This window comes from Protofrankia sp. CiT1 (assembly GCF_917627335.1).
Taxonomy (GTDB): domain Bacteria; phylum Actinomycetota; class Actinomycetes; order Frankiales; family Frankiaceae; genus Protofrankia.
Window position 1 is genome coordinate 1,589 of the sequence record NZ_CAKJTP010000017.1, and the last position, 24,175, is coordinate 25,763.

The 24,175-nt window shown below is 67.7% G+C and carries 23 protein-coding genes; 3 read left to right on the forward strand and 20 right to left on the reverse strand.

Translation table 11 applies throughout. The features are described 5' to 3' along the window. Positions 1-25: 25 nt before the first annotated feature. The 15 genes from MJ785_RS05030 to MJ785_RS05100 form a co-directional block, all read right to left on the reverse strand. A complete protein-coding gene (locus tag MJ785_RS05030) occupies positions 26-430 on the reverse strand; it encodes a pilus assembly protein TadG-related protein (protein ID WP_370652873.1) in 405 nt (134 codons plus the stop codon). Positions 431-519: 89 nt separating this feature from the next. Then, on the reverse strand, positions 520-957 hold the full coding sequence (locus tag MJ785_RS05035) for a hypothetical protein (RefSeq protein ID WP_239308170.1): 438 nt from the start codon (positions 955-957) through the stop codon (positions 520-522). A gap of 146 nt (positions 958-1,103) precedes the next feature. Then, positions 1,104-1,496 carry a TadE/TadG family type IV pilus assembly protein gene (locus MJ785_RS05040; RefSeq protein WP_308127774.1) on the reverse strand — a complete coding sequence of 131 codons (393 nt, stop codon included), beginning with the start codon at positions 1,494-1,496 and terminating at the stop codon, positions 1,104-1,106. Positions 1,497-1,503: 7 nt separating this feature from the next. Then, positions 1,504-1,689, reverse strand: a complete 186-nt coding sequence (locus tag MJ785_RS05045; RefSeq protein WP_239332901.1) for a hypothetical protein — start codon at positions 1,687-1,689, stop codon at positions 1,504-1,506. A gap of 79 nt (positions 1,690-1,768) precedes the next feature. Continuing rightward, positions 1,769-2,713: a type II secretion system F family protein gene (locus tag MJ785_RS05050; RefSeq protein WP_239345969.1), complete on the reverse strand. Its 945-nt coding sequence runs from the start codon at positions 2,711-2,713 to the stop codon at positions 1,769-1,771. A 58-nt stretch (positions 2,714-2,771) separates the two neighbouring features. Then, complete coding sequence (locus MJ785_RS05055; RefSeq protein WP_239308167.1) at positions 2,772-3,632, reverse strand: type II secretion system F family protein; 861 nt, start codon at positions 3,630-3,632, stop codon at positions 2,772-2,774. Continuing rightward, positions 3,632-4,960, reverse strand: a complete 1,329-nt coding sequence (locus MJ785_RS05060; RefSeq protein WP_239308166.1) for a CpaF family protein — start codon at positions 4,958-4,960, stop codon at positions 3,632-3,634. Before MJ785_RS05060 ends, MJ785_RS05055 begins: the two co-directional genes overlap by 1 nt. Positions 4,961-5,414: 454 nt before the next feature. Continuing rightward, complete coding sequence (locus tag MJ785_RS05065) at positions 5,415-5,627, reverse strand: hypothetical protein (protein WP_239345968.1); 213 nt, start codon at positions 5,625-5,627, stop codon at positions 5,415-5,417. Next, a complete protein-coding gene (locus tag MJ785_RS05070; RefSeq protein ID WP_239345967.1) occupies positions 5,599-7,083 on the reverse strand; it encodes a hypothetical protein in 1,485 nt (494 codons plus the stop codon). The genes MJ785_RS05065 and MJ785_RS05070 overlap by 29 nt, the downstream gene beginning before the upstream one ends. Positions 7,084-7,444: 361 nt before the next feature. Beyond that, positions 7,445-9,091 (reverse strand): L-glutamate gamma-semialdehyde dehydrogenase, encoded by a 1,647-nt coding sequence (gene pruA, locus MJ785_RS05075; protein ID WP_239380112.1) that lies wholly within the window; start codon positions 9,089-9,091, stop codon positions 7,445-7,447. A 113-nt stretch (positions 9,092-9,204) separates the two neighbouring features. Continuing rightward, entirely contained in the window at positions 9,205-9,687 is a 483-nt protein-coding gene (locus MJ785_RS05080) for a hypothetical protein (protein ID WP_239308162.1), read from the reverse strand. A gap of 126 nt (positions 9,688-9,813) precedes the next feature. Continuing rightward, entirely contained in the window at positions 9,814-10,791 is a 978-nt protein-coding gene (locus MJ785_RS05085) for a patatin-like phospholipase family protein (RefSeq protein ID WP_239308161.1), read from the reverse strand. Positions 10,792-10,899: 108 nt separating this feature from the next. Then, positions 10,900-11,394, reverse strand: coding sequence for a transcriptional regulator (locus tag MJ785_RS05090; protein WP_239308176.1), 495 nt, complete (start codon positions 11,392-11,394; stop codon positions 10,900-10,902). Between the two features lie 566 nt (positions 11,395-11,960). Then, complete coding sequence (locus MJ785_RS05095; RefSeq protein WP_239308160.1) at positions 11,961-13,274, reverse strand: P-loop NTPase; 1,314 nt, start codon at positions 13,272-13,274, stop codon at positions 11,961-11,963. Then, positions 13,271-14,047, reverse strand: a complete 777-nt coding sequence (locus MJ785_RS05100) for an SAF domain-containing protein (RefSeq protein ID WP_239308159.1) — start codon at positions 14,045-14,047, stop codon at positions 13,271-13,273. The genes MJ785_RS05095 and MJ785_RS05100 overlap by 4 nt, the downstream gene beginning before the upstream one ends. 290 nt (positions 14,048-14,337) lie before the next feature. Between MJ785_RS05100 and MJ785_RS05105 the strand changes: the two genes are divergently transcribed. Further along, positions 14,338-14,586 (forward strand): helix-turn-helix domain-containing protein, encoded by a 249-nt coding sequence (locus MJ785_RS05105; RefSeq protein WP_239308158.1) that lies wholly within the window; start codon positions 14,338-14,340, stop codon positions 14,584-14,586. Between the two features lie 19 nt (positions 14,587-14,605). Here the strand turns inward: MJ785_RS05105 and MJ785_RS05110 are convergent, their stop codons facing one another. Next, complete coding sequence (locus MJ785_RS05110; protein ID WP_239308157.1) at positions 14,606-15,184, reverse strand: hypothetical protein; 579 nt, start codon at positions 15,182-15,184, stop codon at positions 14,606-14,608. A 1,357-nt stretch (positions 15,185-16,541) separates the two neighbouring features. Between MJ785_RS05110 and MJ785_RS05115 the strand changes: the two genes are divergently transcribed. Both MJ785_RS05115 and MJ785_RS05120 read left to right on the forward strand, forming a co-directional pair. After that, positions 16,542-16,868 carry a LysM peptidoglycan-binding domain-containing protein gene (locus tag MJ785_RS05115; RefSeq protein ID WP_239308156.1) on the forward strand — a complete coding sequence of 109 codons (327 nt, stop codon included), beginning with the start codon at positions 16,542-16,544 and terminating at the stop codon, positions 16,866-16,868. Positions 16,869-16,901: 33 nt separating this feature from the next. Continuing rightward, positions 16,902-17,483, forward strand: coding sequence for an Rv3235 family protein (locus tag MJ785_RS05120; RefSeq protein WP_239308155.1), 582 nt, complete (start codon positions 16,902-16,904; stop codon positions 17,481-17,483). A 183-nt stretch (positions 17,484-17,666) separates the two neighbouring features. On the opposite strand, the gene secA is transcribed toward MJ785_RS05120, so the two are convergent. From secA to MJ785_RS05140, 4 genes are all read right to left on the reverse strand, one after another. Beyond that, positions 17,667-20,618: a preprotein translocase subunit SecA gene (gene secA, locus MJ785_RS05125; protein ID WP_239308154.1), complete on the reverse strand. Its 2,952-nt coding sequence runs from the start codon at positions 20,616-20,618 to the stop codon at positions 17,667-17,669. A gap of 377 nt (positions 20,619-20,995) precedes the next feature. Further along, complete coding sequence (locus tag MJ785_RS05130) at positions 20,996-21,706, reverse strand: response regulator transcription factor (RefSeq protein ID WP_239308153.1); 711 nt, start codon at positions 21,704-21,706, stop codon at positions 20,996-20,998. Between the two features lie 123 nt (positions 21,707-21,829). After that, positions 21,830-22,555: a ribosome hibernation-promoting factor, HPF/YfiA family gene (gene hpf / locus MJ785_RS05135; protein WP_239308152.1), complete on the reverse strand. Its 726-nt coding sequence runs from the start codon at positions 22,553-22,555 to the stop codon at positions 21,830-21,832. A gap of 194 nt (positions 22,556-22,749) precedes the next feature. Continuing rightward, positions 22,750-23,586: a ComF family protein gene (locus MJ785_RS05140; protein ID WP_239308151.1), complete on the reverse strand. Its 837-nt coding sequence runs from the start codon at positions 23,584-23,586 to the stop codon at positions 22,750-22,752. Positions 23,587-24,175 lie beyond the last annotated feature (589 nt).

Genomic DNA, 24,175 nt, shown 5'->3' on the forward strand with positions numbered 1-24,175 from the left:
TAGCCCCGGTGCGTCCCGAACGCCGTCAGGCGCCGGGCGGGCGTACCAACGACTGGGCGTCCGCGCTGGCCGTGACGGTGACCGGGCCGATGCCCAGGAGCGCCACCACCGGCAGGACGACCGTCCGGGTTCCGGTCACCCGGACGGTGGCCGGATTCAGCAGCTGCGCGGTCAGCACCGTATGCCCGGACGGATCAGCGTCGGCCTGGTATCCGGCGACAGCGGCGGTGACCTCGGCAAGCGGCAGTTGCTGGAAATCCTGGGTCGCCGTGTAGATAGCGGCATCGTCGACATGCTGCGCGGCGGCGAGCGCGGCACCGTCGGCCGCCGAGGCCACGGAACGTCTGGCCAGATACACCGCGGAGGCATCGGTCACCACAAGCGCCAGCATTAACGCAATCATGACATAGCCGAGAGTGAGTATCAGGATCGTGCCGGCGTCCGCGCCAGTTCGCGGCTGCTGGCACGATCCCGCGCGAGACGCCCGCCCAGGCCTGGCTGTGCCCTGCCACGATCGGCTCATGCGACTGTCCGGTCGCGCCGGTAGGCGTCCACGACGACGATGAATTTCCCGTTCACCGTGATATCCGCCAATCCGGTGAACAGCCGTGCGGTTCCGGGCAACGCCGCGACCGAACGGACGCACACAACGAACCGCGCGCCCGGAGCCAGCGACGCGGCTCCGTCGCCTGGGTCCCCCGCACCGCAGTCCGCGCCCTCCGGGGCGAACCGCACCTCGGGCGCGCCGTCAATACCCTGGTCCGCGAAGGCCAGCCGAGCGGCCACCCGCGCGCGCTGGACGGCCTGATCCTCGCTGTCCGCGGTCGCGTAGGCCCGGCCGGCCGCTCGGGCGGCCTGGGTGACCGCGAAAGCCGACCGCTGGACCGAGAACACGCTGAGGAAGAAGTAGACGAACGGGATCAACAACAGAACCGACAGCCCGACGAACTCGATCAACGCGGTACCACTGTCATCAGGCCCGCGAAGGCACCCGTACGGACGCGGCCACAAACACGCGCGCAACCGCGGGCACCGCCCGCCGCGGTCCAGCGCCCGCCGTGCGGGCGACCAGGCCCGCACAAGCGGCGACCGGCCCAGCGGTCTCACGGCGTCTCCTTGACCGCGTGCCCGACCACTTTGATCGTCGTATTCGCTCCGAACGGCATAACGGCCAACGGCACCACAACCTCGCACCGCACCTCAACCAGTGGCACACCGGACGGATCAACCACCGCTCCACTCGTGCAACGGGTGTCGGCCCGCCCGGGAACAGACGAAACGATCAGCCGCTCGGCGTACGGACCGCCGGAATCATCGGTCATGCCCAGGTTCGCCGCGTGCCGCGCGCCCTCAGCCGCGTCCGCGGCGAGGGTATTGCGGACATGCAGGACGAGGCCAACCTGGATAACGCCGAGAAACAACAGTAACAACAGCATTCCGACCAGCACGAACTCGACGACAGCCGAGCCCCGCTCAGCAGCCAGGCGGACCGACACCGGCCGGTCAGCCGTTGCCGACCACGGAGTCGATCGCGTTGGTGAACACGTCCCGCAGCTGGGGCACGGCGACCGCCATCAGTGCCACCACCAACGCCGCCGTCATTACCGTGACCATCACCCAGCCGGGCACGTCACCGCGATCGCCGCGATCCCGAAACCGGTTGTCCGGCACATCGCGAAAGACCTCCAGCCGCGCCGGTGCCCATCGGCCCAGCAGCTTCACGAATATCCGCACAGTCGACAACTCCTCACATCACATCACATCATGATCACTGCGCATTGAACGTCAAGCTCACGACCGCTGGATAGAAAGCAAAGATCACAGTAGTCGGCAGGACAAAGAAGACGACCGGCACCATCATCGCGATCTCCTTGCGGCCACCGGCTTCCAGCAGCTGTCGCTTGCCCGCCTCCCGGACGTCGACCGCCTGTGCCCGCAGCACCTCCGCCAGCGGCGTGCCGCGCTCTATCGCCACCGCCATGCCGTCGACGAACCGGCTGAGCGAGGCGACCGTCGTCCGGGTGGCCATACCCTCCAGCGCCTGGACGAGGGTGGCGCCGGCACGCGCGTCCGCGAGAGCCAGCCGCAGTTCGCGGCCGAGCTCCCCGTGCGACAGCCGGCTTACCCGTTCCAACGCTCCTATCGGGCTCTCACCTGCGGTAACAGCCAACGCGAGCAGCTCGGCAACAGTCGGGAACTCGATGAGAATGCGTTCCTCACGTTCTCGTATCGCTCGGGTCAGCCACCAGTCCCGGGCGACGACCCCGCCCGCGACGCCGGCAACGACCAGCGCAACGCTGACGATCGGCGGCGGCCCGAAGCCCAGCAGCGCACGCAGCAGCAGCAGAAAAGCGCCGAACAGCGCCCCGGCGGCCGAGCAGACCACCTGCTGAACCCGGAAATCCTCGATGGAGGTCCGCCCGCCGGCCTGCGTCAGGCGGCGCTGCAACGCGGCACGCCCACCGAGGAAACGGTCGAGCCGGTGAGCCGCGTCGGCGATGAACGGCCGGAGCAGTTCCTCCAGGCCGCTGCGCGAGGCGGCAGGCCGGGCGCGATCCGCGAGCAGCCTGGACTGCGCCGGAGTATCCCGCAGGTAGGGGTCGATCCGGTCCGCGAGCCGGATCCGCCGGACCACCGGCGACCGCAGCACGACAATGGCCAGGCCGACACCGGCCAACAGCCCGATCAGCGCACCTGTCGCGACTGGGCTCATCTGGGCCGCACCGCCGCCGTCGGCATCGGCATCGGCCCGCTCCGCATCAGCCAGCTCATCATGGACGCAGTACCCGGCCTTCTTCGGGAAGTCGGCCGATCTTCTTCATGAGCAGGTATGCCACCACCGACACCCCGCCACCGACCGCCAGTACGATCACGCCGGTGGGGCTGTCATAGGCGCGTACCGTCTCCCCCCGGGTTGCCAGCAGCAGCAGAACAACCCACGGTGCGGCAAGCGCGAGCCGCGCGGCGTTGATCGTCCAGCTCTGTCGGGTCTCAAGCTCCGCGCGGGTCCGAGCGTCCTCTCGCAGGAACGTCGACAACGTCCGGAGCAGCCGGCCGAGGTCGGTCCCACCTACCTCCCGAGCGGTACGCAACGACTCGATGATCCGGTCCGCGATCGGATCAGCAAGATCATCAGAAAGTCGGTCCAAGCTCGCCGAGAAGGATCCGGTCGCCCGGTACTCCTCGCCGAAACGGGTGAAAGCGGGGCGAAGCGGCAGCGGGCCGCGCACCCCCACCGACGCGAGCCCCTCCGACAGCGGCATTCCCGCTCGTACCGCGCTGGCCAGGTTGTCGACGACATCCGGCCACAGCTCCCGAAGGTCGTGCATACGCGCTCGGCGCCGGCGCAGCACCATCGCGCGCGGCAGCAGCGCGGCGAAGATGAAGAAGGCTCCGCCAAGCGACCAGGTGGCGGTGAAGGCCAGCACGATCAGGCCCACCAGCAGCCCGGCCCCGATACTGATCACAAAAAACTGGTCGGGGCTGACTCCCGGGATACCCGCCTGAACAAGCAGCTCCCGGGTCCGGCCCCGCCATTTCACGGCGACGGGACCACGCGGGGCACGGGTCCGCCCGCTGGAGACGATGAGGAACAGGCCGAGGCCGAACAGCAGCCCGATGAAGATGCCCATCAGTGCTCGACCGCGATCTCGGCCCACGAACGGTCGGCAAACGGCGCCCGGTCCAGCTCGGTCACCCGATCCATCCGGTCACGATCGGTCATGGCAAGCAGAGTTGGCAAATCATAGCCGGCCCGGGCGAACCGGTCGGCATGTGGCGGGTAGCCGTCAGCCCGCACCAGGGCGTCGTTACGTGATCGGTAGATCTGCGCGGTCTCGACGACGTCCCCCTCCGTGCGCCCCGACAGCGAGACGATCTCGGTGACACGCCGCCGCCCGTGCGCGTCCTTGGCGAGATGCACAACAAGATCGATGCTGGCGGCGACCGTCGGCACCACAAAAGCATGGCTGACGTTCTCCCCCGCGAGCAGCGGCAGGGTGCACAGCTTGGTGACCGCTTCTCGGGCCGAGTTCGCGTGCAGGCTGCACATGCCGGGCAGGCCCGAGTTAAGAGCGATCAGCAGGTCGAGCGCCTCTTCCTGCCGGACCTCACCGACGATAATGCGGTCGGGGCGCATCCGGAGGGCCTCCTTGATCAGACGACGGAGCCGGATCTCGCCGGTGCCCTCCAGGTTGGCCTGCCGGGTCTGCATGGCCACCCAGTCCGGGGACCGCAGCTTGAGCTCGAACACCTCCTCGCAGGTGATGACCCGTTCCCGCCCGGGGATGGCCGAGCCGAGGCAGTTGAGCATGGTGGTCTTTCCCGCCTGCGTCCCGCCGGCCACGATGATGTTCAGGCCAGAGGCGACAGCGGCCTCCAGGAAGGCCGCCGCCGCCGCGGTGATCGTCGCCAGGTCGATCAGCTCGTCCATACTGGCCGCGGACAGAACGAACTTGCGGATATTGACCGACCAGTGGACGCGGGTGACGTCGGGGATGACGACATGCAGACGCGACCCGTCCGGCAGCATGGCGTCCACGAACGGAGTGGATAGATCCACTCTGCGCCCAGAGCTCTTCAGCATCCGTTCGACCAGGTCCTGGACCTGATCGGCGCTCAGGATCGTCGTGGTCAGCTCGCTGCGCCCGTTTCGCGCGACGAAAACGCGCCCAGGTTCGTTGATCCAGATTTCTTCCACGGCCGGGTCGTCCAGATGGCGTTGCAGGGGGCCGAATCCGGCGACCGCGTCGTGGACAAGCCGCGCGGTCGTGGCGCGGTCGACAATCGCCGGGAGATCACTGGTGAGTGTGCGTTCCTCGTATTCAGCAAGGACGTCCTCGACAAGCTCACGGATCCGCGTGGGCTCGCGAACCGGGTCGAGGGATCGACGCCGGACCAGTTCACGCACTTCAGTCTCAATGAGCGAAGTGGCGTCCAGCCAGCTGCTGCGTGTTGTCACCGAAAACCCGATCTTCCTGGTTGCCCCTTCGGACCGACCCGCTCCCGGGAATCCTCGCGAAGCGTAGAAAAAAGGTCACAGGCAATCAAGTACCCAGCCCTGATTTCCGCCTGGCCCGGCTTCCTCGCCCCACCGCCACCGCACGGACCGCCGGCCGCCCGAGACCGCCGCCGGCGGCACAAAACCATGATCACGCCACTTTTGGCCAAACAACCCCCATGACATCACCATTCTCACAACTATCGCATCCAGCCCGCGCCGGCCCGCGAACAGCCCCACACGGAACAAACAGGATCATGAAGTCGGTCAATGACTCATTACTTTGCGTGCCGATCAAAGCGGCCGCGACCGTGGCGCGAGACAACGCTTTCAGAAGCCGGGGAAACGGCCGGCGCCTCGCGGCCGAAACAATCCGGCACGCAACGGTGGCGACCGGCCGGCGAACGCGGAGCGGTCAGAAGATCGACGCGGGTTTGTTCTCGGGCACAGCTATCCGGCCGGAAATCGCGCACGCCGACAAAATTTTCGCGATCATACTCACGGTGGCGGCCGAACCAGCGGTCACCAGCTCCCAGCTCAGCAAGGTTGTCAACGACCGGCCTGCCCACGCGGCCCCGACCGGCGGGCCAGCCAGCGGATCAGGCCACGTTCCCGTGGTGGCGCTCATACAGCGAGCGTGCCTGCCCCACCCAGTCATCTGAGAAAAGCCGGTCACCGAACCCGTCGAGTACCTGGACGAGGCCATCGATCTGATCACCGTCGAGCTCCGCAAGCTGCCGGAAGCTCGCGATGCCAAGCGCGTAGAGACGCGCCTCCACAACCGGACCGATCCCCACGATCTCCTTGAGATTGTCCCGCCGAGTTCCCGTTACCTCCGCCGGTATCGCGACCGAGAAGGCGCCAGCGCCGCCGGCAGCCGTCAGCGAGGCGAGCGCGACCGAGCCGGGCAGGACAGCCTGGGGCTGTCCGGGCGGCGCGCCCGGTACCGGGCGCGCGGTCTGCACCGGGACCACATCGACGAGCGCCGGGTCCCTTCCGTCGAAGGGGAAATCGCCGGCCCACTCACTGTCAGCGGTGCTCCACCCATCGGCGTCGCTATTGCCGTCGGCGTCGTGCGCCAGTACGGGCCCGGCATCATCCCGGCTGACCGGGGTATCCACCCGCTCACCCGGCGCGTGCCCGGGGCCGGCGGCCTCCTCGCTCCGCCCGCTGTGGCCGCTCCGCTCGTCCCGCTCGATCCGGGCCAGCAGCCGGACCTTTTCCGCCGCCCACTCAGCCTGATGACGATCAAGTTTGGTCGTCATCGTCGCAACCTGACGCTGCGCGTCCTCTGCCTCGGTACGGGCCATCGCCAACCGGGACGAGAACTTCGCTGCCCGCCCCTCCGCCTCGGAGAGCTGCACCCGCAGCCGCGCCGCCTCGGCGGCAAGCGTCTGGACAGCCTCCGCATCCCCCCGCGCGTGGGTTTGGCCCGACCTGGTGGCTACCAGGTCGGATCCCCCGCTGGTGTCGACGGCCGCCGACGAACCATTCGGCGAACCAGCCGCCTGGAGCGCCGCCCGGGTGACCGGCGCGGCCTGGACAGGCACGCTGGTCTGCCGGTTGACCCGCTCATGAGCCTCGGCCTCCGCCAGGGCTCCCTCGATCGTCCGCACCCTGCGGCCCGCGGCGAGGACCTGGCGCTCCACCGCCGTGACCCGCTGCTCGGACTCGGCCGCCCGCTGTTCGGCCGCGGTCAGACGCGCCGTGAGCGCCGCTTTCTCCAGCGCCCACTCGTCGTCCTGACGGCTGAGCCGTGCTCTCATCTCTGCGACGAGCACCGCCGAATCGACCGCCATGTGGTCCGTCAGACCCTCGGCGCCCGCGTCCCCATCCGCGGCGACACCGCCCGCCGCGGCCCGGCCCGCTTTCGACGCGCCCCCGTCGACCCGGCCGTTCGCCACCGCTGGACGGGCCGCCGCTGGACGGGCCGCCGCCGGCTCCACGCACACGGCGGCCAGGGCACGCCGTGCCTCCTCGCTCTGGCGACGCATAGGGCCGATGAGGAACACCCAGGCCAGCAGTACACCGATGACCAGTGCCGCCGCGACAAACACCAGGATCTGGCCGGCAAGGTAAAGCACGAGCGATCAGTCTCCTTCCCGGGTGCGCCGGGCACACCCGCAATCCTTCACAAAGTATCGCGAAGGACGAAAGCGATCGTAACACCCGGCAACGGAGTATCTCGCCGTGAGATCCAGCCGGCATATTCGATCATCGATCGCTCTTTGGCCGGACAGGTCCCGTCGACCGCCGCACGGCTGACGGGAAAGGTAGGACATCGTGCTTGTCGCGCCTGGTGACCAACGATTGCACAGCCATGTTTCAGACGTCCAGTTCCTACCGGACAACCAGCCGGCAACGGATGTGGTCCAGGTGTCCGCCGCCGGCACGGCTCTCTTCGTGATGTCGCCCGCGGGCCGCGGCCGCACACATCACGAATCTTCAAGCCATATGTGGATAGAACACTGTCCGCGGCGGGTCGAAGGTCTCCTTGAGTGTCCGCGGCGAAACCCACCGCAGCAGGTTCAGCGCGGAACCCGCCTTGTCATTGGTACCGCTGGCACGCGATCCGCCAAACGGCTGCTGACCGACCACCGCACCCGTCGGTTTGTCGTTGAGATAGAGGTTTCCCGCGCTGTAACGCAATGTCTGGGCAGCCGTGGCGAGTGCGGCCCGGTCGCGACCGAATACGGCACCGGTCAACGCGTAAGGGGCGACATCGGCGACATCGGCCAAGATCGAAGAAAACGCATCCGTACCGGTCTGCGGACGATCCGCATACACATGCACGGCAAGGACCGGCCCGAAGTACTCCGACGTGAAGACCTCGTGTGTGGGGTCGGCGCATACCACGACGGTCGGTTCCACAAAGTACCCGACCCGGTCGTCGGTACCGCCACCGACGAGAACCGACACGGCCGGATCCGCGCGCAGCCGCGCGAGCAGAGCCGCCAACCGGCCGAACGCCCGTCGATCGATCACCGCGCCGCCGAACAGGCCCAGGTCCGACACGTCACCGTAGGTCAACGCCGCGGTCTCGGCCACCAGCCGGTCCCGCAGGCCGGCCCGCCACATCGAGGCGGGGAGATAGGCGCGGGAGGCCGCCGAGCACTTCTGCCCCTGGTATTCGAACGCGCCGCGGACGAGGGCAACCGCCACGGCATCCGGGTCGGCGCTGGCATGGGCCACCACGAAGTCCTTGCCGCCGGTCTCACCGACCAGCCGCGGGTAGTCGCGGTACCCCTCGATCCCGTCCGCGACCGTCCGCCACATCGCGCGGAAGGTGGCGGTTGACCCGGTGAAGTGCACGCCAGCGAGAGCGCGGTGGCGCAACGCGACGGCGGAGACAGCCGCGCCATCCCCGGTGACCATATTGATCACGCCCGGGGGAAGACCCGCGGCCGCCAGCAACGACATGGTGTGGTGGGCAGCGAGCTGCTGGGCCGGGGCGGGCTTCCAGACCACGGTGTTACCCATGATCGCTGGAGCGGTCGGCAGGTTCGCCGCGACCGAGGTGAAGTTGAACGGGGTTACCGCGAGGACGAAGCCCTCCAGCGGCCGGTAGTCCATACGGTTCCACGTCCCCGGAGCCGAGACCGGTTGCCGGGCGACGATCTCACGGGCGAACGCGGCGTTGAAACGCCAAAAATCGATCAGTTCGCAGGCCGCGTCGATCTCCGCCTGGTAACAGCTCTTGCTCTGCCCCAACATGGTCGCGGCGTTGAGGATGTCCCGCCACCGCCCCGCGAGCAGCTCGGCGGCGCGCAGGAACACAGCCACGCGGTCGTCCTGGCTGAACGCCCGCCAGGCCGGCCCGGCCGCCAGCGCCGCGTCGACGGCCTCCGCGACGTCCCGCGGCGCCGCCGCCCGGCCCATCCCCAGCACCAGCGCATGCCTGTGCGGGGCCACCACCTCGAATGGCTCTCCGGTACCCGGCCGGGATTCGCCCGCGATCACCAACGGGAGCTCGACGCGTTCACCCGCCATCCGCGCAAGCTCAGCCCGCAGGCTGGCATGCTCCGCGCTTCCCGCGGGGTAGTCGCGGACCGGCTCATTCACCGGCTCCGGGACGATCGTGACAGCGTCCACCTGTGTCACCCCTTGCCCATACGGGAGAACCAGCCCGCCCGGATCCACGCGGCCGGATCCACGCGACCGGATCCATGCGACCGAACACCTGAACACGATCCGTCCACGAACGCCTACAGAAGATCCGCCAGCTCCTGCGTGGCATACCAGAGCAGTTCATACCCATCAGCCTCGTCCACCAGGAAAGCCGCGTCCTCGCCACCGAGATCGGCCTCGACCACGGCCGCGGCGGCCACGGCAACGACAGCCTGCGCATCAGCATCATCCACATGAACGGCCCGAACCGCGGCTATCGGCACAGGTACCGCGACTTCGACCACCCCCCGATCGAGATCATCACGGATGCGCACCTGATGATCGTCGACATCCACGGCAAACACAACCCGGCGCCGGGGTGCCGTCGGGTCGTCATCGAGCAGCCTGAGACTGCCCCTGGCGGCCTCGAGAAGCAAGGCGTACTCCATCTCGTCCGTATCCGACCCGGCATACCACTCCCGAACGGCCCCGGTGACGGCAAAACCGAGCCCGGCGGGAACCAGGCGGTCCACGAGGACGCCCCGCGCGGCCGACAGGGTTGACGGTAGATAAACGCGCACGACGCCAGTGTGCCGTGCGCTATCCGGCGCCCGGCCGGCGGCAGGAAGGCGGACCGGCCTGGCTCGGCCCGGCCCGGCGGCTGATCCCCTCGCCCGCCGGTTGAACCAGCGGTTGAACCAGCAGGCTCAGCCGGCAGCCGCGAGCGGCCCGCCCGCGGCGTCGGGCAGCGCCAGCGCCGCCGCGCTGGTCCGTAGCGAGGTCTCGAAAACCTCACGCCGCCGGCTGAGGTCCATGACGTTGGCGCCGATGACCGCCAGGTCCTGCGGTCCTGGGCAGATGAGCGTGACCTTCGTTCCCGCGGACCGCAGCAGCTCGGCCTCGCGCACCACCACCCGGGTCGCCAACCGCCGGAGCTGGCGTTCGACCCGGGCCAGCGCGCCCCGAGGCTGGTCCAGGACCAGGGAGCAGGCAGGAGCAAACACCAGCACCTCGTCAAGCCCCAGGCCGGCGAGTACGTCCACCGATGCCGGCGATCTCGTCCCGCCATCGATGTAGGGCCGGCTGTCAATCATGACCGGCGCGTACCAGGACGGAATCGCGCAGGAAGCCATCACAGCCTCGGCGAGCGAGGCCCGGGGCGCTCCCGGCGAGCCGAACACGACCCGGGTCCCGGTGTCGTAGTCCATGGCGACGATCCACGGTTTCGCCGAGGATGGCCAGGTCGCGGTGGTACTACCCGCCGTGGACACGAGCTCGCCAAGCGCGGCGAGTGTCCCGCGCCCCTGCGGGAGCAGGGAGGCCAGGGCTACCAACGGAGTGACACTGCGCGGGTGGCGTGCCGAGACGGCCAACAGCCGACGGGAGCCGATCCGCATGCGCGGCCTCGGCGGCAGTGCCGAGCCGAGCCGGGTGTAGTCCAGGACCGGATCCCCGAACAGCGGCCGCCCGTACTCGGAGTTGACCATTGTCCCGACCCCGGTGCCGGTCCCGATCAGAGCGGCGAGCACCGCTCCGGCCGATGTCCCGACGACCATGTCCATGGTGCGGACATCGGTTCCGGTCGCGTCCTCATATGCGCTGAGCGCACCGATCATCCATGCCGATCCGAGCACACCCCCAGCACCCAGGACCAGGCCACGACGGGGCGCCCGTCTGTCAGCCATCAGCCACCTCCCGTAGTACGTCGCGATCTCGGCTGCGCGCTATCCCGCCGCCGACCACCGCGCATGGCTGACAACAATGACGTCAACGCGCCCGGCTCGGCAACAGCCCTACTCGGCGGCCTCCTCCTCACCGAAACTGGTCTCAAGCACGCCCCACGCCCGCAGCCGTTCGGCGAACTCCTGCGGTGTGGTGTCGTGCAGCAGCGCCAACGCCCTCAAATCGCCATCCCGGATGGACAGGACCTGCCCGGCATAGTCGTCGCGCTGGCGCTGAATCTGTGCGACCCAACGCCGTACGAGCCCGGACGAGTCCGGTGGCGCCTCCGTGAGCTTCTTCAGATTAAGAACCGTACGGGGCCGGTGCTCGCGCGGCGGCAACGCCTCCTCGTCCGGCAAAAGCGCCGACACCGGAACACCGTAGAACGCCGCCAGTTCGGACAGCTGATGGACGCTGATCATCCGATCGCCCCGCTCGTACGAGCCGACCGCGGCGGTCTTCCACCGCCCGCGTGACTTCTGTTCCACCCCCTGCAACGACATTCCCTGCTGGATCCGTATGGCCCGAAGACGGGTTCCCACCGCCTTGGCGTACTCCCGGCTCACCCGATACACCCCCCGCCGCCTTGATAGAGCACTTGGTGATCATTTTCTGCTCCCGCCTACTGCGGTGACGCAGGTGCTCACCCTAACTTAATGTTATGAAAGATTGTTACTCGCCTCTTAAATATGCAAAACGTGACCCCCTTGCCACAATTGTTGCCTCCCGGCAATGATCGGTCTATTTGTCCGCCCAAAACGCCCACGATGACGCCGACACGCCGACCCAAGGCACAAACCAGCTGCCGAGCGCTCGTCTTTCGGTACGATCAGTCACCCAGACAGACTGCCCCGGAAGCGCGGTCAGTAACCGCGCGACGCGAGGATTAAAAGGACATTCACGGCAAAAAATGACATTCGCGGCTCGGGCTGCTCACCGTCGTTGGTGACGCGTTGTGTCGGCGGGCTCAGAGCGCCCGGCAATAGGGGTATGGATCAAAGAGCGGGGCTGGGGTGCGTGCATCGCGAGACGGAGAAGGCCCCGGTAGCAGTGTCCTACCTGGGCTGACGACAGCGACGCGAGGCGCCGGCTGGCGCCGGCAGCCCCTGGATGAACGTCCAGCGCCGACCACTCAGTGACGGGCCGTGGAGCGCCGGCGGCGCCCGCGCACCGGGCGGCCCGCCACCCTCGCGGCGAGCTCGCCGATCGCGAGCCTGGCCGGGGACTGTGGAGCGACATCACGCAGCAGCTGGCCGGCGGCCTGCGCGGCGTCCATCCCAGCCATGTCCAGCGGCACCAGAGCGACGGGCTCCGAGCCGACATGGCGCACCATCGCGCGGGACACCTCCCGCCGGGCGTCTCCCCCCACGGCCGCGCCGCGCAGCCGGTTCACCACGATCCACGGATCCGTCCCCGGTATGACCTCCCGCAGATCGGACAGGCCACGGACGAAGCGGACCAGTCCCACCGGCTCCGCCGATGCCACCGCCAGAATGGTGTCGGCGGAGCCGAGCACCGCCTGGGTCGCCCCGTTGCGGCGGGGCGCGGCCGTGTCGAACGACAGTTCCTCGTCCATCTCCAGGCAGAACCCGCAGTCGACCACGACAAAACTTGCCAGCCTTCGCGCCAGTGCCAGCACAACCTCGACGGACGCCGGGCGAAGCTCCGGCCACCTCGACGGACGGGCGATCCCGGGCAGGACCCGCAGCCCCCCACCGAGGTCCCGGCACAGCACCGCGAGCCGGGGCACGTCCAGAGTGCCCTGATTCGCCGACCGAGTGGCGGCGGCAAGCCCCGGCGCCTCTTCCAGCAGCCCCAGCAGCTGACCGATCGATCCACCGTAGACATCAGCGTCGATGAGCAGCGTGGGCAGTCCCATGCCGGCGAGCTCGGCGGCCAGGCACAATGCCACCGTGGTACGGCCCGGCGCGCCGGTGGGACCCCAAACCGCGATCACTCGCCCCGCGCCGAGCTCGGGCAGATCCGCGGCCTCGGGCATCGGCACCACCGGTGCCACGGCGGCGAAACTCGCCATCGGCTCGCCGTAGGCGCCGCTGGGCAATGCCGCCTGGCCACGGTCGGAAAGCGCCCGGGCCGCTTCCACCACCGCGGCCGCCACCACCTCCGCGGTTGAGTCAGTCGCGATCACCGCCGCGACGCCGAGCTGGCGCAGCCTCCGCTCGCCCTCCTCGTCGCCTGGCACGATCAGCCCGATGGCCGCGACCCCGGCGACTGCCAGGCGCGTCAACGCCTCCCGGTCCAACCGGCGCAGGTCCGCCGACAACAACGCGGCCCGCGCGGCGCCCGTCGTGGCGGCGGCCAGCAGGTCGGGCAGGTCCACACACCGCCGGACGACCGTCACCCCGAGGTCACGGCGGCCGAACGCGGTCACCAGCCCCGACTCGACCACCGAGTTGGTCACCGCGGTGAGGATCGGCAGGCTCATTGTCCGTAGCCCGGAACAGCGCTCGGGCCCGCTCCGCCAACCTCACCGCGGGCGCCGCGCTCGAGCTTGACGACGTCGACGCGTTCACCCTGCGATGCCGCCACAGCGTTGATCGCAAAATCGACCGGAACTCGCAAGGTCAACGAATGAGCACCACCGGTGAGAGCTTCCCGCGAGATGAACTCGACGTCATGCAGCACCAGCACCTCCGTACCGGCGCCTCCCGCCGCCGGTTGGGCTGCCTGAGCGGACTGGCCAGCCTGCGGTGCCGCGCTTGGGATCACGGCGCTCGATCGCTGGTAGGCGAAAAGATCCACATGATCACCCGGAACGAGGGAAGGTGCCCGACCGTCCTTCACAACCACCGACACCAATCGTGTCGATGTGACATTACTTCGTATGAAGTCAGCGCCGCTGACCAGCTCCCCAGCTGAAACCGGACGAGCGAGCACCGCCCCGACCATCTCCGGAGCACGCTCACCGGGATAATAGCGCTTCGCGGCGTCTGGGCTCAGATACGCCGAGGTTGTGGCCAGATCGGCAGCCACCATGACATGCCCCGCTGGAAGATCCCCCTTCGCCACGACCCAGGCGCGGGTCTTGTCGGCGGTGACGAACAGGCGTGCGCCCAGCACAACGGAAACCAGCACCAGCAGGACGCCGACCAGCAGCCGGGAATCGCGCCAGCGCGGGCGGGTCAGCCGTCGCCCCGGCGGCGACGGCACGGCCGCGGGTTTCTCCGCAAGAGTGACAGCGGGCGTGAGGTCGGTCACCCGGACCTCCATGTGGCTCATGTCCCGGGGCCCGCGACAGCGGCGTCGTTGGCCAGTCAGGAACAGTCGATTGGCGGGCAGCAGGCGCCGCGGCACAGACCAGGCGGTCAGGGCATGCGCGGCTCCCTGGTCGCCGAGCGTACGTGGTCTGCGACGACACCCCTGGACCTACCAACACAATCAGGCGAATGACAGCTGTTATCCACAAGTAGAGGCATTCACAGGCGATCCTGCCCTCAGACTCTGATACACAGGAGTCACGACCCATCCATCGCCAGGGAGACAGACCGATGAACGAGCGCTTCCTTCAGCTCAGCGATGTGGCGGAGATTCTCAACATCTCGTCGAGCCAGACCTACGCGCTGGTGCGCTCGGGTGAGCTCCCGGCGATCAAAATCGGTGGGCGTGGCCAGTGGCGGGTGGAACGTACCGAGCTCGAGGCCTACATCCAACGGGCATACGAGCAGACTCGCGCGTTCGTGGTCGCGAATCCGCTGGGCCGCGGCGATGCGCTCGTCGACGACCGGTATGCCGACTAGGTAGTTCGCTGTCAGGCTGTCAGGCTGTCCGGCGGACGAAGCTGACCGACGGCAGCGGGATCGTCCGCACCGCACGTACTGACCGGGCTCGGCGGAACTCGTCATCGGCGTGTTCGGCCACCTCGACGAAGTCCGCGCCGACCCGGTCGATGGTGCCCATCACGGCGGTGCCGTCCAGCAGCACGACCGAACAGACCGAACGATCCCGCACCACGCCGCGCAGCGCGTACGACAGGTCCAGCCGCGCGGCCAACGGGCCTTCGTGGCCGGGCTGGGCGGACACCGCGGTCAGGCCGCGCAGCCAGAGGACGGAACGGAGCGGAAGCAGGACCTCCTGGGCCCTGCTCTCCTGCAGAAGCAGCCAGTCCACCCCGAGCGCGGCAAGCCGGCCGCCGAGGACCTGACCCGTTTCCCGTTCCCGCCCACCCAGCAGCACCCCGATCCGCAGCGACGATCCGACCGCCGGCCGCAGCCTGTCGAGCAACCGCAGGTGCGCGGCTTCGCGACGGCTTCTGTCGACAAGCTCCGCATCGAGTTCAGCCGCCTCAGCGGCATCCCACTGCATCTCAAGATCAGCGAACAGAGCTTCCCAGCGCAACCCGGCCCCTCCTCCGCTCCCGGTCAGGCCGCAAGAGCGCCCGGCGCGGCCAGGACGAGCCCGTTCGGCTCGTCGGCAACCCCGTTCGGCTCGTCGGCAACACAGCCCGCGACCCGTCTGACGGTTCGCCCCAACCACAACAACGACGGCGACGCATCCAAACGCCGTCGGGCGAGCGTCGTCGGGGGCACCATCCATCAGACACGCCCTGCGGCATGGCCATGAGTATCGACTCTACATACCGCTATATCCCAGGCCGCACCTGATGTTCTACTAGCAAGAGCCGGTAAACGCCACAAAACGTCTTGACAGAGGTCCGACGGAGGACTACACAAGCAAACACAGTCAAACAACATGTTTCATCATCATCCACCGAGCACTCCGGAGGTCGCCGATGTCAGCTGGCCGGCGCCTGCCCGTCTTTCTCGCGGGAGTGGCCGCCGCCGCGGCGCTGACAGCTCTAATGATCAAAGAGGGCCCACGGTGGACGGACCTTCCACCTGGCCTCACCGCCGTACCAGAATGGGTCACAGCAGATCCTGAACATGCGCTCATCACCGTGGTCGGCCTTGCCGCCTGGACATGTCTGCTGTGGTTGTGCGCGGGATTCGTCCTGGGCGTACTGGCAACGCTGCCAGGTGCCGGCGGACGAGCAGCCGCGGCCATGGCTCGGCGCATCCTGCCCCGAACCCTGCGGCATGTCCTTGAGATAGCGCTCGGAATAACCCTCGCCGCGGGGACAGCCGTGCCAGCGTTCGCCGCGACGCCGACGGAGGCCGCGATTCCCGGGGCAATCCCGTCGACCAGCACCGCATGGCCAGATCTGGCCCGCCCGAGCGTACCCACAACGCTCGCTCCGACAGACGTACCGCCCGCGCCCCAGCTCGCGCCGTCGCGGGATGACCGGACCGCCACGCCCCAGCACGGGCGGCCCGCGAGCTCCCAGGCCGCCCCCGAGCGACCAGCCGACGCAGGACACCCAGCCACACCAGCGCCGCGGGCCGCCCCACCGGCCCCGATATCGGCACCGGCCCCGATATCGGCACCGACCGAGCCAAGATCAACTATTGCCGCAACCAGTTGGCCCGACCTCTCCCGGCCCTCCGCTCCAGCGGATCCGGCCGGCGCCGTTCCCACCTTCACAACGACCACCCAGCCGCCGGCCGCGACCCCGCCGGCCACATCAGCACATCCCCCACGTCCCCCGGCCACCGGCACGGCAAGCGGCGCGTCAACGGTTTCCGCGGAAAGGTCGACGGTATCGGCCACAACAGCGCAGCCGCCAGCTACGACGGTCCCCACGAGCCCCGCGGCACCGTTGTCACCCACTGTTTCAGCATCCACCGGAACATCCCCGGTGTGGCCGGATCTTGCCAGGCCCTACGACCCGATAGCCGGTGCCGCGCCACGTGGCGTCGGAAATTCCAGCGCGGCACCGGCCGGACAGCCCACGACATCGACAAACAGCAACGACGCCTCCACAACTGACCTGGCCGAGATCGTCGTGCTCCGCGGCGACACCCTCTGGGCAATCGCTGCCCGCAGTCTCGGACCAGGCGCGACCACCGCGCAGATCGCGCGGGAATGGCCACGGTGGTGGGCCGCAAACGAGCACGTGATTGGCCCTGACCCCGACAAGATCCTGCCCGGCCAGCGGCTCCAGCCGCCCCGCCCCGGGCCTTGACCCCGCCCGCCCCGCCGACTGGAGAACAACGCTGTGACCGTTGCTGCACCCACCCGTGCGCACTCCATCCGTGCCGGTCGTTTTTACCAAATACCGATCATGCCCACCGATCCGCCTTATGATGACGATCCGCAGGCAGCGGCCTGGCTCACCGCCCCGCCCACCGGCTCCGCCGCGGCACCAGTGCTTCTCGCTATGCCTGACACCCGTGTGGATATCCCAGCGCAACAGGCGGCCAACCGGCCTGGGACAGGGCGCCCCGCTCCCCGCTCCGGGGCGATGGCGACCTCGGATAACCGCTCCGCCCCCCCGTCGGCACGCGCCGTCGCCGCGGTGGTCGTGCGCGCCATCGTGGAGGCCATGACGGGCATCCGGCCCGTGACCCATCTTGCCGCCTGGACCTCCCCGCGGGTCCAGGCGGACCTCGAGCGGCTGGCCGGGGACAACGTCCGTAGGCGGCGCTACACCCTGCGCTGTGTGCGAGTATGCGAGCCTCGGGAAGGGGTCGCCGAGGTCGCCGCGGTGATCGCGCGGGGCGAGCGTGTGTCGGCCCTCGCGCTGCGCATGGAAACAGTCAGTGGCCGTTGGCGGGTCACGGCGCTACAAACCCGTTGACAGACCCGTTGACGCCCCCTGAGAGAACCCCGGGAAGGCGCTCGCCCCAAGGGCCATCTGGGACGGACCGCCGCAGGCATGCGCCCGGCAACAGGAGACGCGGCGTCGCGGGGCCAAGGCACGCACCTCGCGTCCCCTATTGCCGGTCGCTCTAAGCGCCCAAACCAGCTCATGCATGCCCTGTCACGCCATGTTGCGGTTTGCCGGATCACCGTGGCAACGCTTGTACTTGCGGCCAGATCCGCACGGACACGGCGCGTTGCGAGCGGGCCGGCTACTGCTTCCTGTCACCGCTGGGTCAGCTGTCGCCGCGGTGAGCCCAGCGGAAGACGCCCGAGTCGTGACCACTGTGGATCCGCCGTCCACGGAAGGCGCGGTGTAACGAAGATCATCAATAGGACGGCGTGGTTCCAGGCCCTTGACAAATACCGGCGGCGGCATGGGCGCTGAGGGGGCAACAGCCGTCTTCGGGGTGGCGCGCTCAGCCGGGGTGGCCGGAGCGGTGACAGCGGCACCCGCGGTGGCGGCCCGTACCGCCGCGACAAGAGCGGCACCGTCCGCGGTCCGCGCCGCGCTGTCGGCCGGGACGACCGCGGTGCCGTCCGACGGGCTTCCGCTCTGGGCGTCCGCGTCCTCCGGAGCGGCAACCTGGACCTCGGCGTTGAACAGCAGCCTGACCGATTCCTCCTTGATACCCTCCATCATCGTCTGGAACATATCGTAACCTTCCCGCTGGTACTCGACGAGCGGGTCACGCTGTCCCATCGCCCGCAGGCCGATTCCCTCCTGCAGGTAGTCCATTTCGTAAAGGTGCTCACGCCATTTTCGGTCAAGCACCGCCAACACGACCCGGCGCTCCAGTTCCCGCATGAGCGGTTCACCGTCCGGACCGGCGCCCAGCTCTTCCTCCCGCCGGTCATACGCATTGTGCGCATCGACCTGCAGCTCCTCGATCAGGGTTTCGGTCGTCAGTCCATCACGCTCATCGGGAGCCGGAATTTCCACGCCCACCTGGTAGAGCTCACCGAGACCGGACCAAAGAGTGTCGAGGTCCCACTCCTCGGGGTAGCCGTCTACCGTCGCGCCGCGGGCATAGCCGTCCACCGTGTCATCGATGAAATGACGGACCTGCTCGTGCAGGTCCGCACCTTCGAGAACCTTGCGGCGCTCCTCGTAAATGACAGTACGCTGTTTGTTCATCACCTCGTCGTACTTCAGGACATTCTTTCGGATCTCGAAGTTCTGGCCTTCGACCTGTGTCTGCGCGGATCGGATCGCACGGGTAACGATTTTCGACTCAATCGGCACGTCGTCGGGAATATTGAGCCTGTCCATGATCCCTTCGACGGCAGCGGCATTGAACAGCCGCATGAGGTCGTCGCCCAGCGACAGATAGAACCGGGACTCACCGCGGTCACCCTGCCGGCCGGCTCGTCCACGTAGCTGGTTGTCGATCCGGCGTGATTCGTGACGCTCAGTGCCCAGAACATACAGCCCACCGAGCTCCACGACCTCGTCATGTTCAGCGCCGACCGACGCCCGCGCTTTCTCGATGGCCTCCGGCCAAGCGGTCTCATAGTCTTCCGGGGTCTCGATCGGACTGAGGCCACGCTCCCGCAGCTCGGCCTGCGCGAGAAACTCCGGGTTGCCGCCGAGCATGATGTCAGTGCCACGGCCGGCCATGTTGGTCGCAACGGTCACCGCGCCCCTACAGCCTGCTTCGGCGATGATCGCCGCTTCCCGTTCGTGATGCTTGGCGTTGAGCACCTCATGCTTCACACCACGTTTGGTCAGCTGCTTGGAAAGGTACTCCGACTTCGCCACGCTGGTCGTGCCGACAAGAACCGGCTGTCCCTTTTCGTTGCGCTCGGCGATGTCGTTGACGACCGCATCGAACTTGGCGATCTCGGTCTTGTAAACGACATCGGGCTGGTCCACCCGGACCATCGCCTTGTTCGTCGGAATCGGCACGACGCCAAGTGTGTAGATCTGATGGAACTCCGCCGCCTCGGTCATCGCGGTTCCGGTCATACCGGACAGCTTGTCGTACAGACGGAAGTAGTTCTGCAGGGTGATCGTGGCCAGCGTCTGGTTCTCCTGCTTGATCTCGACCTTTTCCTTGGCCTCGATCGCCTGGTGCATTCCCTCGCTGTAACGGCGGCCATGCAGGACACGACCGGTGAACTCATCGACAATAAGAACCTCGCCGTCCGTAACTATGTAGTCCTTGTCCCGGCGGTAAAGCTCCTTGGCCTTCAGCGAATTATTGAGGTACCCGACGAGCGGCGTGTTCACGGATTCGTAGAGGTTGTCGATGCCCAGTTGGTCTTCGACTTTCGCCACCCCGGACTCCGTGATCGCGACCGTTCGCTTGCCCTCTTCGACCTCGTAGTCCGTGTCCTTCACGAGCATCGGCGCGATACGGGCGAATTCGGTGTACCAACGGGTCGGGTTGTCCGCCGGACCACTGATAATCAACGGGGTCCGAGCCTCGTCGATCAGGATCGAGTCGACCTCGTCGACGACGGCGAAGTTGTGCCCGCGCTGGACGAGCTCCTCGCCGCTCCAGGCCATGTTGTCCCGCAGGTAGTCGAATCCGAACTCGTTGTTGGTGCCGTAGGTGATGTCGGCCTCGTACTGCTGACGACGGACGGCCGGCGGCATCTGCGGATGAATGACGCCAACCGTCAAGCCGAGAAAACGGTGCACCCGCCCCATGTTCTCCGCGTCCCGCTGCGCCAGGTAGTCGTTGACCGTGATGATGTGGACGCCCTTGCGAGACAGCGCGTTGAGATAGGCGGGCAAGGTGGACACGAGGGTCTTGCCCTCGCCGGTCTTCATCTCGGCGATGTTCCCCAGATGCAGCGCCGCGCCACCCATGATCTGCACATCGAAGTGCCGCTGCCCCAGGGTCCGGCGGGCCGCTTCGCGCACGGCCGCAAACGCTTCGGGGAGGATCTCGTCAAGGGTTTCCCCCTCGTCGATCCGATGCCGGAACTCGTCGGTCATCGAGCGGAGCTCGGCGTCCGTGAGCCCGACGAAGTCATCCTCGAGGAGGTTCACCTGCTCTGTGATCGCCTTGAGCCTGCGCAGAATGCGACCCTCACCGGCGCGGAGGATCTTCTCAAGTACCACGGGCGAAACTCCTCGGGCGGTTGGTCAGCGGGGTCACCTACGCAACGAGACTAGGCTAGTCCGTCCGCGCTGATCGATCCGGCCGTACGACAGGTCCGGCGGGTCAACAGACTACCCGACCAGCCAGTGACGGTAAGATCATTATTTTCCTCCACGTGAAAGGAAATAATGATCATCTTAGATCAACATCCGCACGGACTTCAGCCTGCACAACGCTTGAGACCCCGGATCGGTGCCCCGAAAACGCCGATACACCGTCCGTCGGCCGCGGGGGCGATGCCGGTGGGCACATCGAAGCGGCCCCGAGCGCGTCCCGCGGCCACAGGACCCACTCGACAATCACCTGAATCGCCGCCCGACGTCCAGCCGACACGATCTCAGGTGATCTCCAGAAGCTTCTCCCGAACCGCGTAGACCACCGCCTCCATGCGTGAGTGCAGCTGAAGCTTCTCCAGGATGTTGCGGATGTGATTCTTGACCGTGTTCTCGCTGATGAACAACTGCTTGGCTATATCACGGTTGTTGAGCCCCTTGGCCACAAGCCGCAGGACCTCCATCTCACGATCGGTGAGTCGAGGGGTCGGCAGCTGTGGCCGGTCATCCGTTTTTTTGATCATTGACGCGAACTCGGTGAGGAGCTTCGACGCCATGGAAGGGCTGATCAGGCTCTGCCCACCGTGCACGGCGCGAATCGCGGTGGCAACCTCGTCGATCGAGATCTCCTTGAGCAGATACCCCATGGCACCCGCCTTGATCGCGTCGTAGAGATCCACTTCCTCATCACTGATGGTCAGCATAACGATCTTCGCGCTGGGCACCGCCTGTTTGATGGCGCTGGTCGCGTCGATCCCGCCGCGGCGAGGCATCCGGACATCCATGAGGACGATGTCCGGCGCCATGTCCACCGCCATCGTGACAGCTTCCGCACCGTCCGCGGCTTCGCCGACAACCTCGATGTCGCTCTCCTGCTCGAGGACCATCTGCAGGCCGCGCCGGAAAAGCGCGTGATCGTCAACGACGAGCACCCGTACGGGATCCGTCGGTGGCGACGACGCGTCCTCCCGAAGCTGACGCCCATCCCCCGTCATGTGACCTCCTTCGCGTCGCAACGGCCCGCGCCTCCGCCACCCCGCGCTGGTGCACGGGGTGGCGGGGACGTGACTGAAGACGTCCACGGCAGATGGTCCCACGTCGGCTAGACCCGCCTACGTTTACACCGTTGCGACCGCGCCACGAGCTTCGTCATACCTCTCGCCCCGGTCGTTCCGGTGATCTCGTCCCGCAGTGTCCGCGCCGGGCTCCTCATGCTCGCCCAGCTCAAGCCGGATCACTCCGTAGTCATATCCACACCTTCGGTACACAACGCTCGGGAGGCCCGTACGCATGTCCCGGAAGAGGTAGAAATCGTGGCCGACCAGCTCCATGTTCGACAGTGCTTCATCGAGGGTCATCGGCGTGGCTCGATGGATCTTCTCACGGACGACCATGGGTGACCAGTCCGGATCCCCGTAATCTGCGTCGCTATCGACAGCTGCGTGGACATCGGCCTCACGGCCAGTGGAGCCAGCCAGGCCTGCCCGCGGGCCGCCGACAGCTCGCGCAAGCTGACCCGACGAGCCACGTGCCGCACCGTTGTGGCGGCTGCGGCGGTCGGCGGCACGCCGTAGCCGTTCGGTGAGCTTCGCCGCGGCCAGGTCGAAGGCGGCGAACGGATCCGCGGCGGCTGCCTCGGCTCGAATGACCGGGCCCCGTGAGAACACGGTCAGCTCGACGCGATCACAGACATCCGCCATACGCGGGTTGTGCTCACGGGAGAGTTCCGCATCCACCCGGAAGGCCTTGTGATCGAACCGCTCCAACTTCGCAATCTTGGCTTCGGCGTGCTTGCGGAACCTTTCGGGAACCGCGGTGTGCCTTCCCTTGAAAACGATGTCCACTCGCTTCACCTTCCTGTCGACCGGAGGTGGTGACGGCCAGCGGCTCCCGCGGCAACGGGCCAGACCAACCTTCCGATGCCATGTCGTACGTCAGGGCTTATCTGCTGCCTCGTTCCTTCCGCCCGGACCCCGAGCGCCCTGGTCCGTCGCTTCGCTGATCCACTCCCGCGGCGCCGGTGCGGGTGACGACAGTTTTAACCCTCCGGTACCCCGGTCGCAGGCAAATGGACACCTTGGGGCCGGTCATCTCGGGAAGGGCGATGACGCGCCAATGTCGCGGCGACTACCGCGGTGGCTGATACCGGCACCCCGCCGAGCCGCAGCGCCCGAACGGCCTCGGCCAGGGTCGCACCCGTTGTCACAACATCATCGATGACGATGAACAACGCCAGCGACGGCAAGCGCTGCCTGGCGCCGTCTCGCCACGGCGGACCGCCGACGAGACGGCGCCCGCCCACCGGCCGGACACGGTGACGCAGGACGAACGCACCGCTGAGATTGGTCGCGCGCTCCGCCACGGTGAGGCCTGCCTGATCAGCCAACGGCCGGACCGGCCGCAGCATCGCGGCCACCCGTACCGGCATACCGGCCCGGCGCAGCGCCCTTGCCGCACCGTCACCGAGCCTGCGCACATGGTCGAAACCACGCCGCCGAACCGCGGACCGGCTCGACGGCACCGGCACGAGGATGACCGGACCGGTATGTGCCGGCCTGGCTCGGGCCGCGAGCACCGCGCGGGCAAGCGCCGACGCAAGCGGCCCCAGCGCATCCAGCCGCCCCTTCTCCTTGAACCCCAGCAGAAGCTGCCGGCACGGACCGTCGTAAACAGCGCCGGCAAAGCAGTACGGTGGTGGCCCCCGCCGCTCCGGCGTGGCCAACTGTCCCGGAGCGGCGAGGAATGCCGGACGATCGATGGAGCCGGCGCAGACCGCGCAGACCGCCGGGCCCGGACAACCACAACCGGCGCAGAAACGCGGCAGGAGAAGATCGAGAAAAATATCGAATGCGGCGCTGATGTACGTGTTGGGCATAACGTGGATGCTCGTCCCGTCGCGCCCGCCGGGCCAGCGTGTTTCCAACCCTGTGGACAAACAGGTTGTGGACGGTGGCGGCAGCCCGCAAACCACCGGTGGTACGCGATACCTGTTCCATCTACTTGTGTCTGGCGCCAGCCCGCGGAATCATGATCGCCTACAACGGCATACGGCGCGGACCGACGCGAACGTCCTGCCAGGCCGCTCGCCGTACGGCCGCGGCGGCCTGACACGATCCCGGCCATGGCCGTGCACCTACCGATCGCGGGGGATACAAGCGGAAAGCTGGAATGATCACCCACCGGACGGACCCAGGTGAGCACACAGCTCGCCGGCTGCTGACCCGGCCGGGAACAGCACGCGGGGCCGGGCTGTCTGAAAAACCGCCCGAGGACGGAATGATCTGTGGGGAGCTACCGCCGCTCATACCGGTAGAAGCTCCAGGGACCTTGATTTCGCAGGGAGAGCGATATGACCGACGGCGCCGGCTGGGGGCAGCCTCAGCAGCACGGTGGGCCTGATCCCGTCCAGGGCTCACAACAGCCGGGATGGGGCCAGCCACAACCACCCCCGCCTGGTTGGCACC

Coding starts and splice junctions, on each gene's coding strand:
- MJ785_RS05105 (WP_239308158.1), top strand. CDS start 14,338: ATGAACGAGCGCTTCCTTCAGCTCAGCGATGTGGCGGAGATTCTCAAC.
- MJ785_RS05055 (WP_239308167.1), bottom strand. CDS start 3,632: ATGGGCATCTTCATCGGGCTGCTGTTCGGCCTCGGCCTGTTCCTCATC.
- MJ785_RS05095 (WP_239308160.1), bottom strand. CDS start 13,274: ATGAGCCTGCCGATCCTCACCGCGGTGACCAACTCGGTGGTCGAGTCG.
- MJ785_RS05065 (WP_239345968.1), bottom strand. CDS start 5,627: ATGAGCGCCACCACGGGAACGTGGCCTGATCCGCTGGCTGGCCCGCCG.
- MJ785_RS05130 (WP_239308153.1), bottom strand. CDS start 21,706: ATGACGGGGGATGGGCGTCAGCTTCGGGAGGACGCGTCGTCGCCACCG.
- MJ785_RS05050 (WP_239345969.1), bottom strand. CDS start 2,713: ATGAGCCCAGTCGCGACAGGTGCGCTGATCGGGCTGTTGGCCGGTGTC.
- MJ785_RS05085 (WP_239308161.1), bottom strand. CDS start 10,791: ATGGCTGACAGACGGGCGCCCCGTCGTGGCCTGGTCCTGGGTGCTGGG.
- MJ785_RS05140 (WP_239308151.1), bottom strand. CDS start 23,586: ATGCCCAACACGTACATCAGCGCCGCATTCGATATTTTTCTCGATCTT.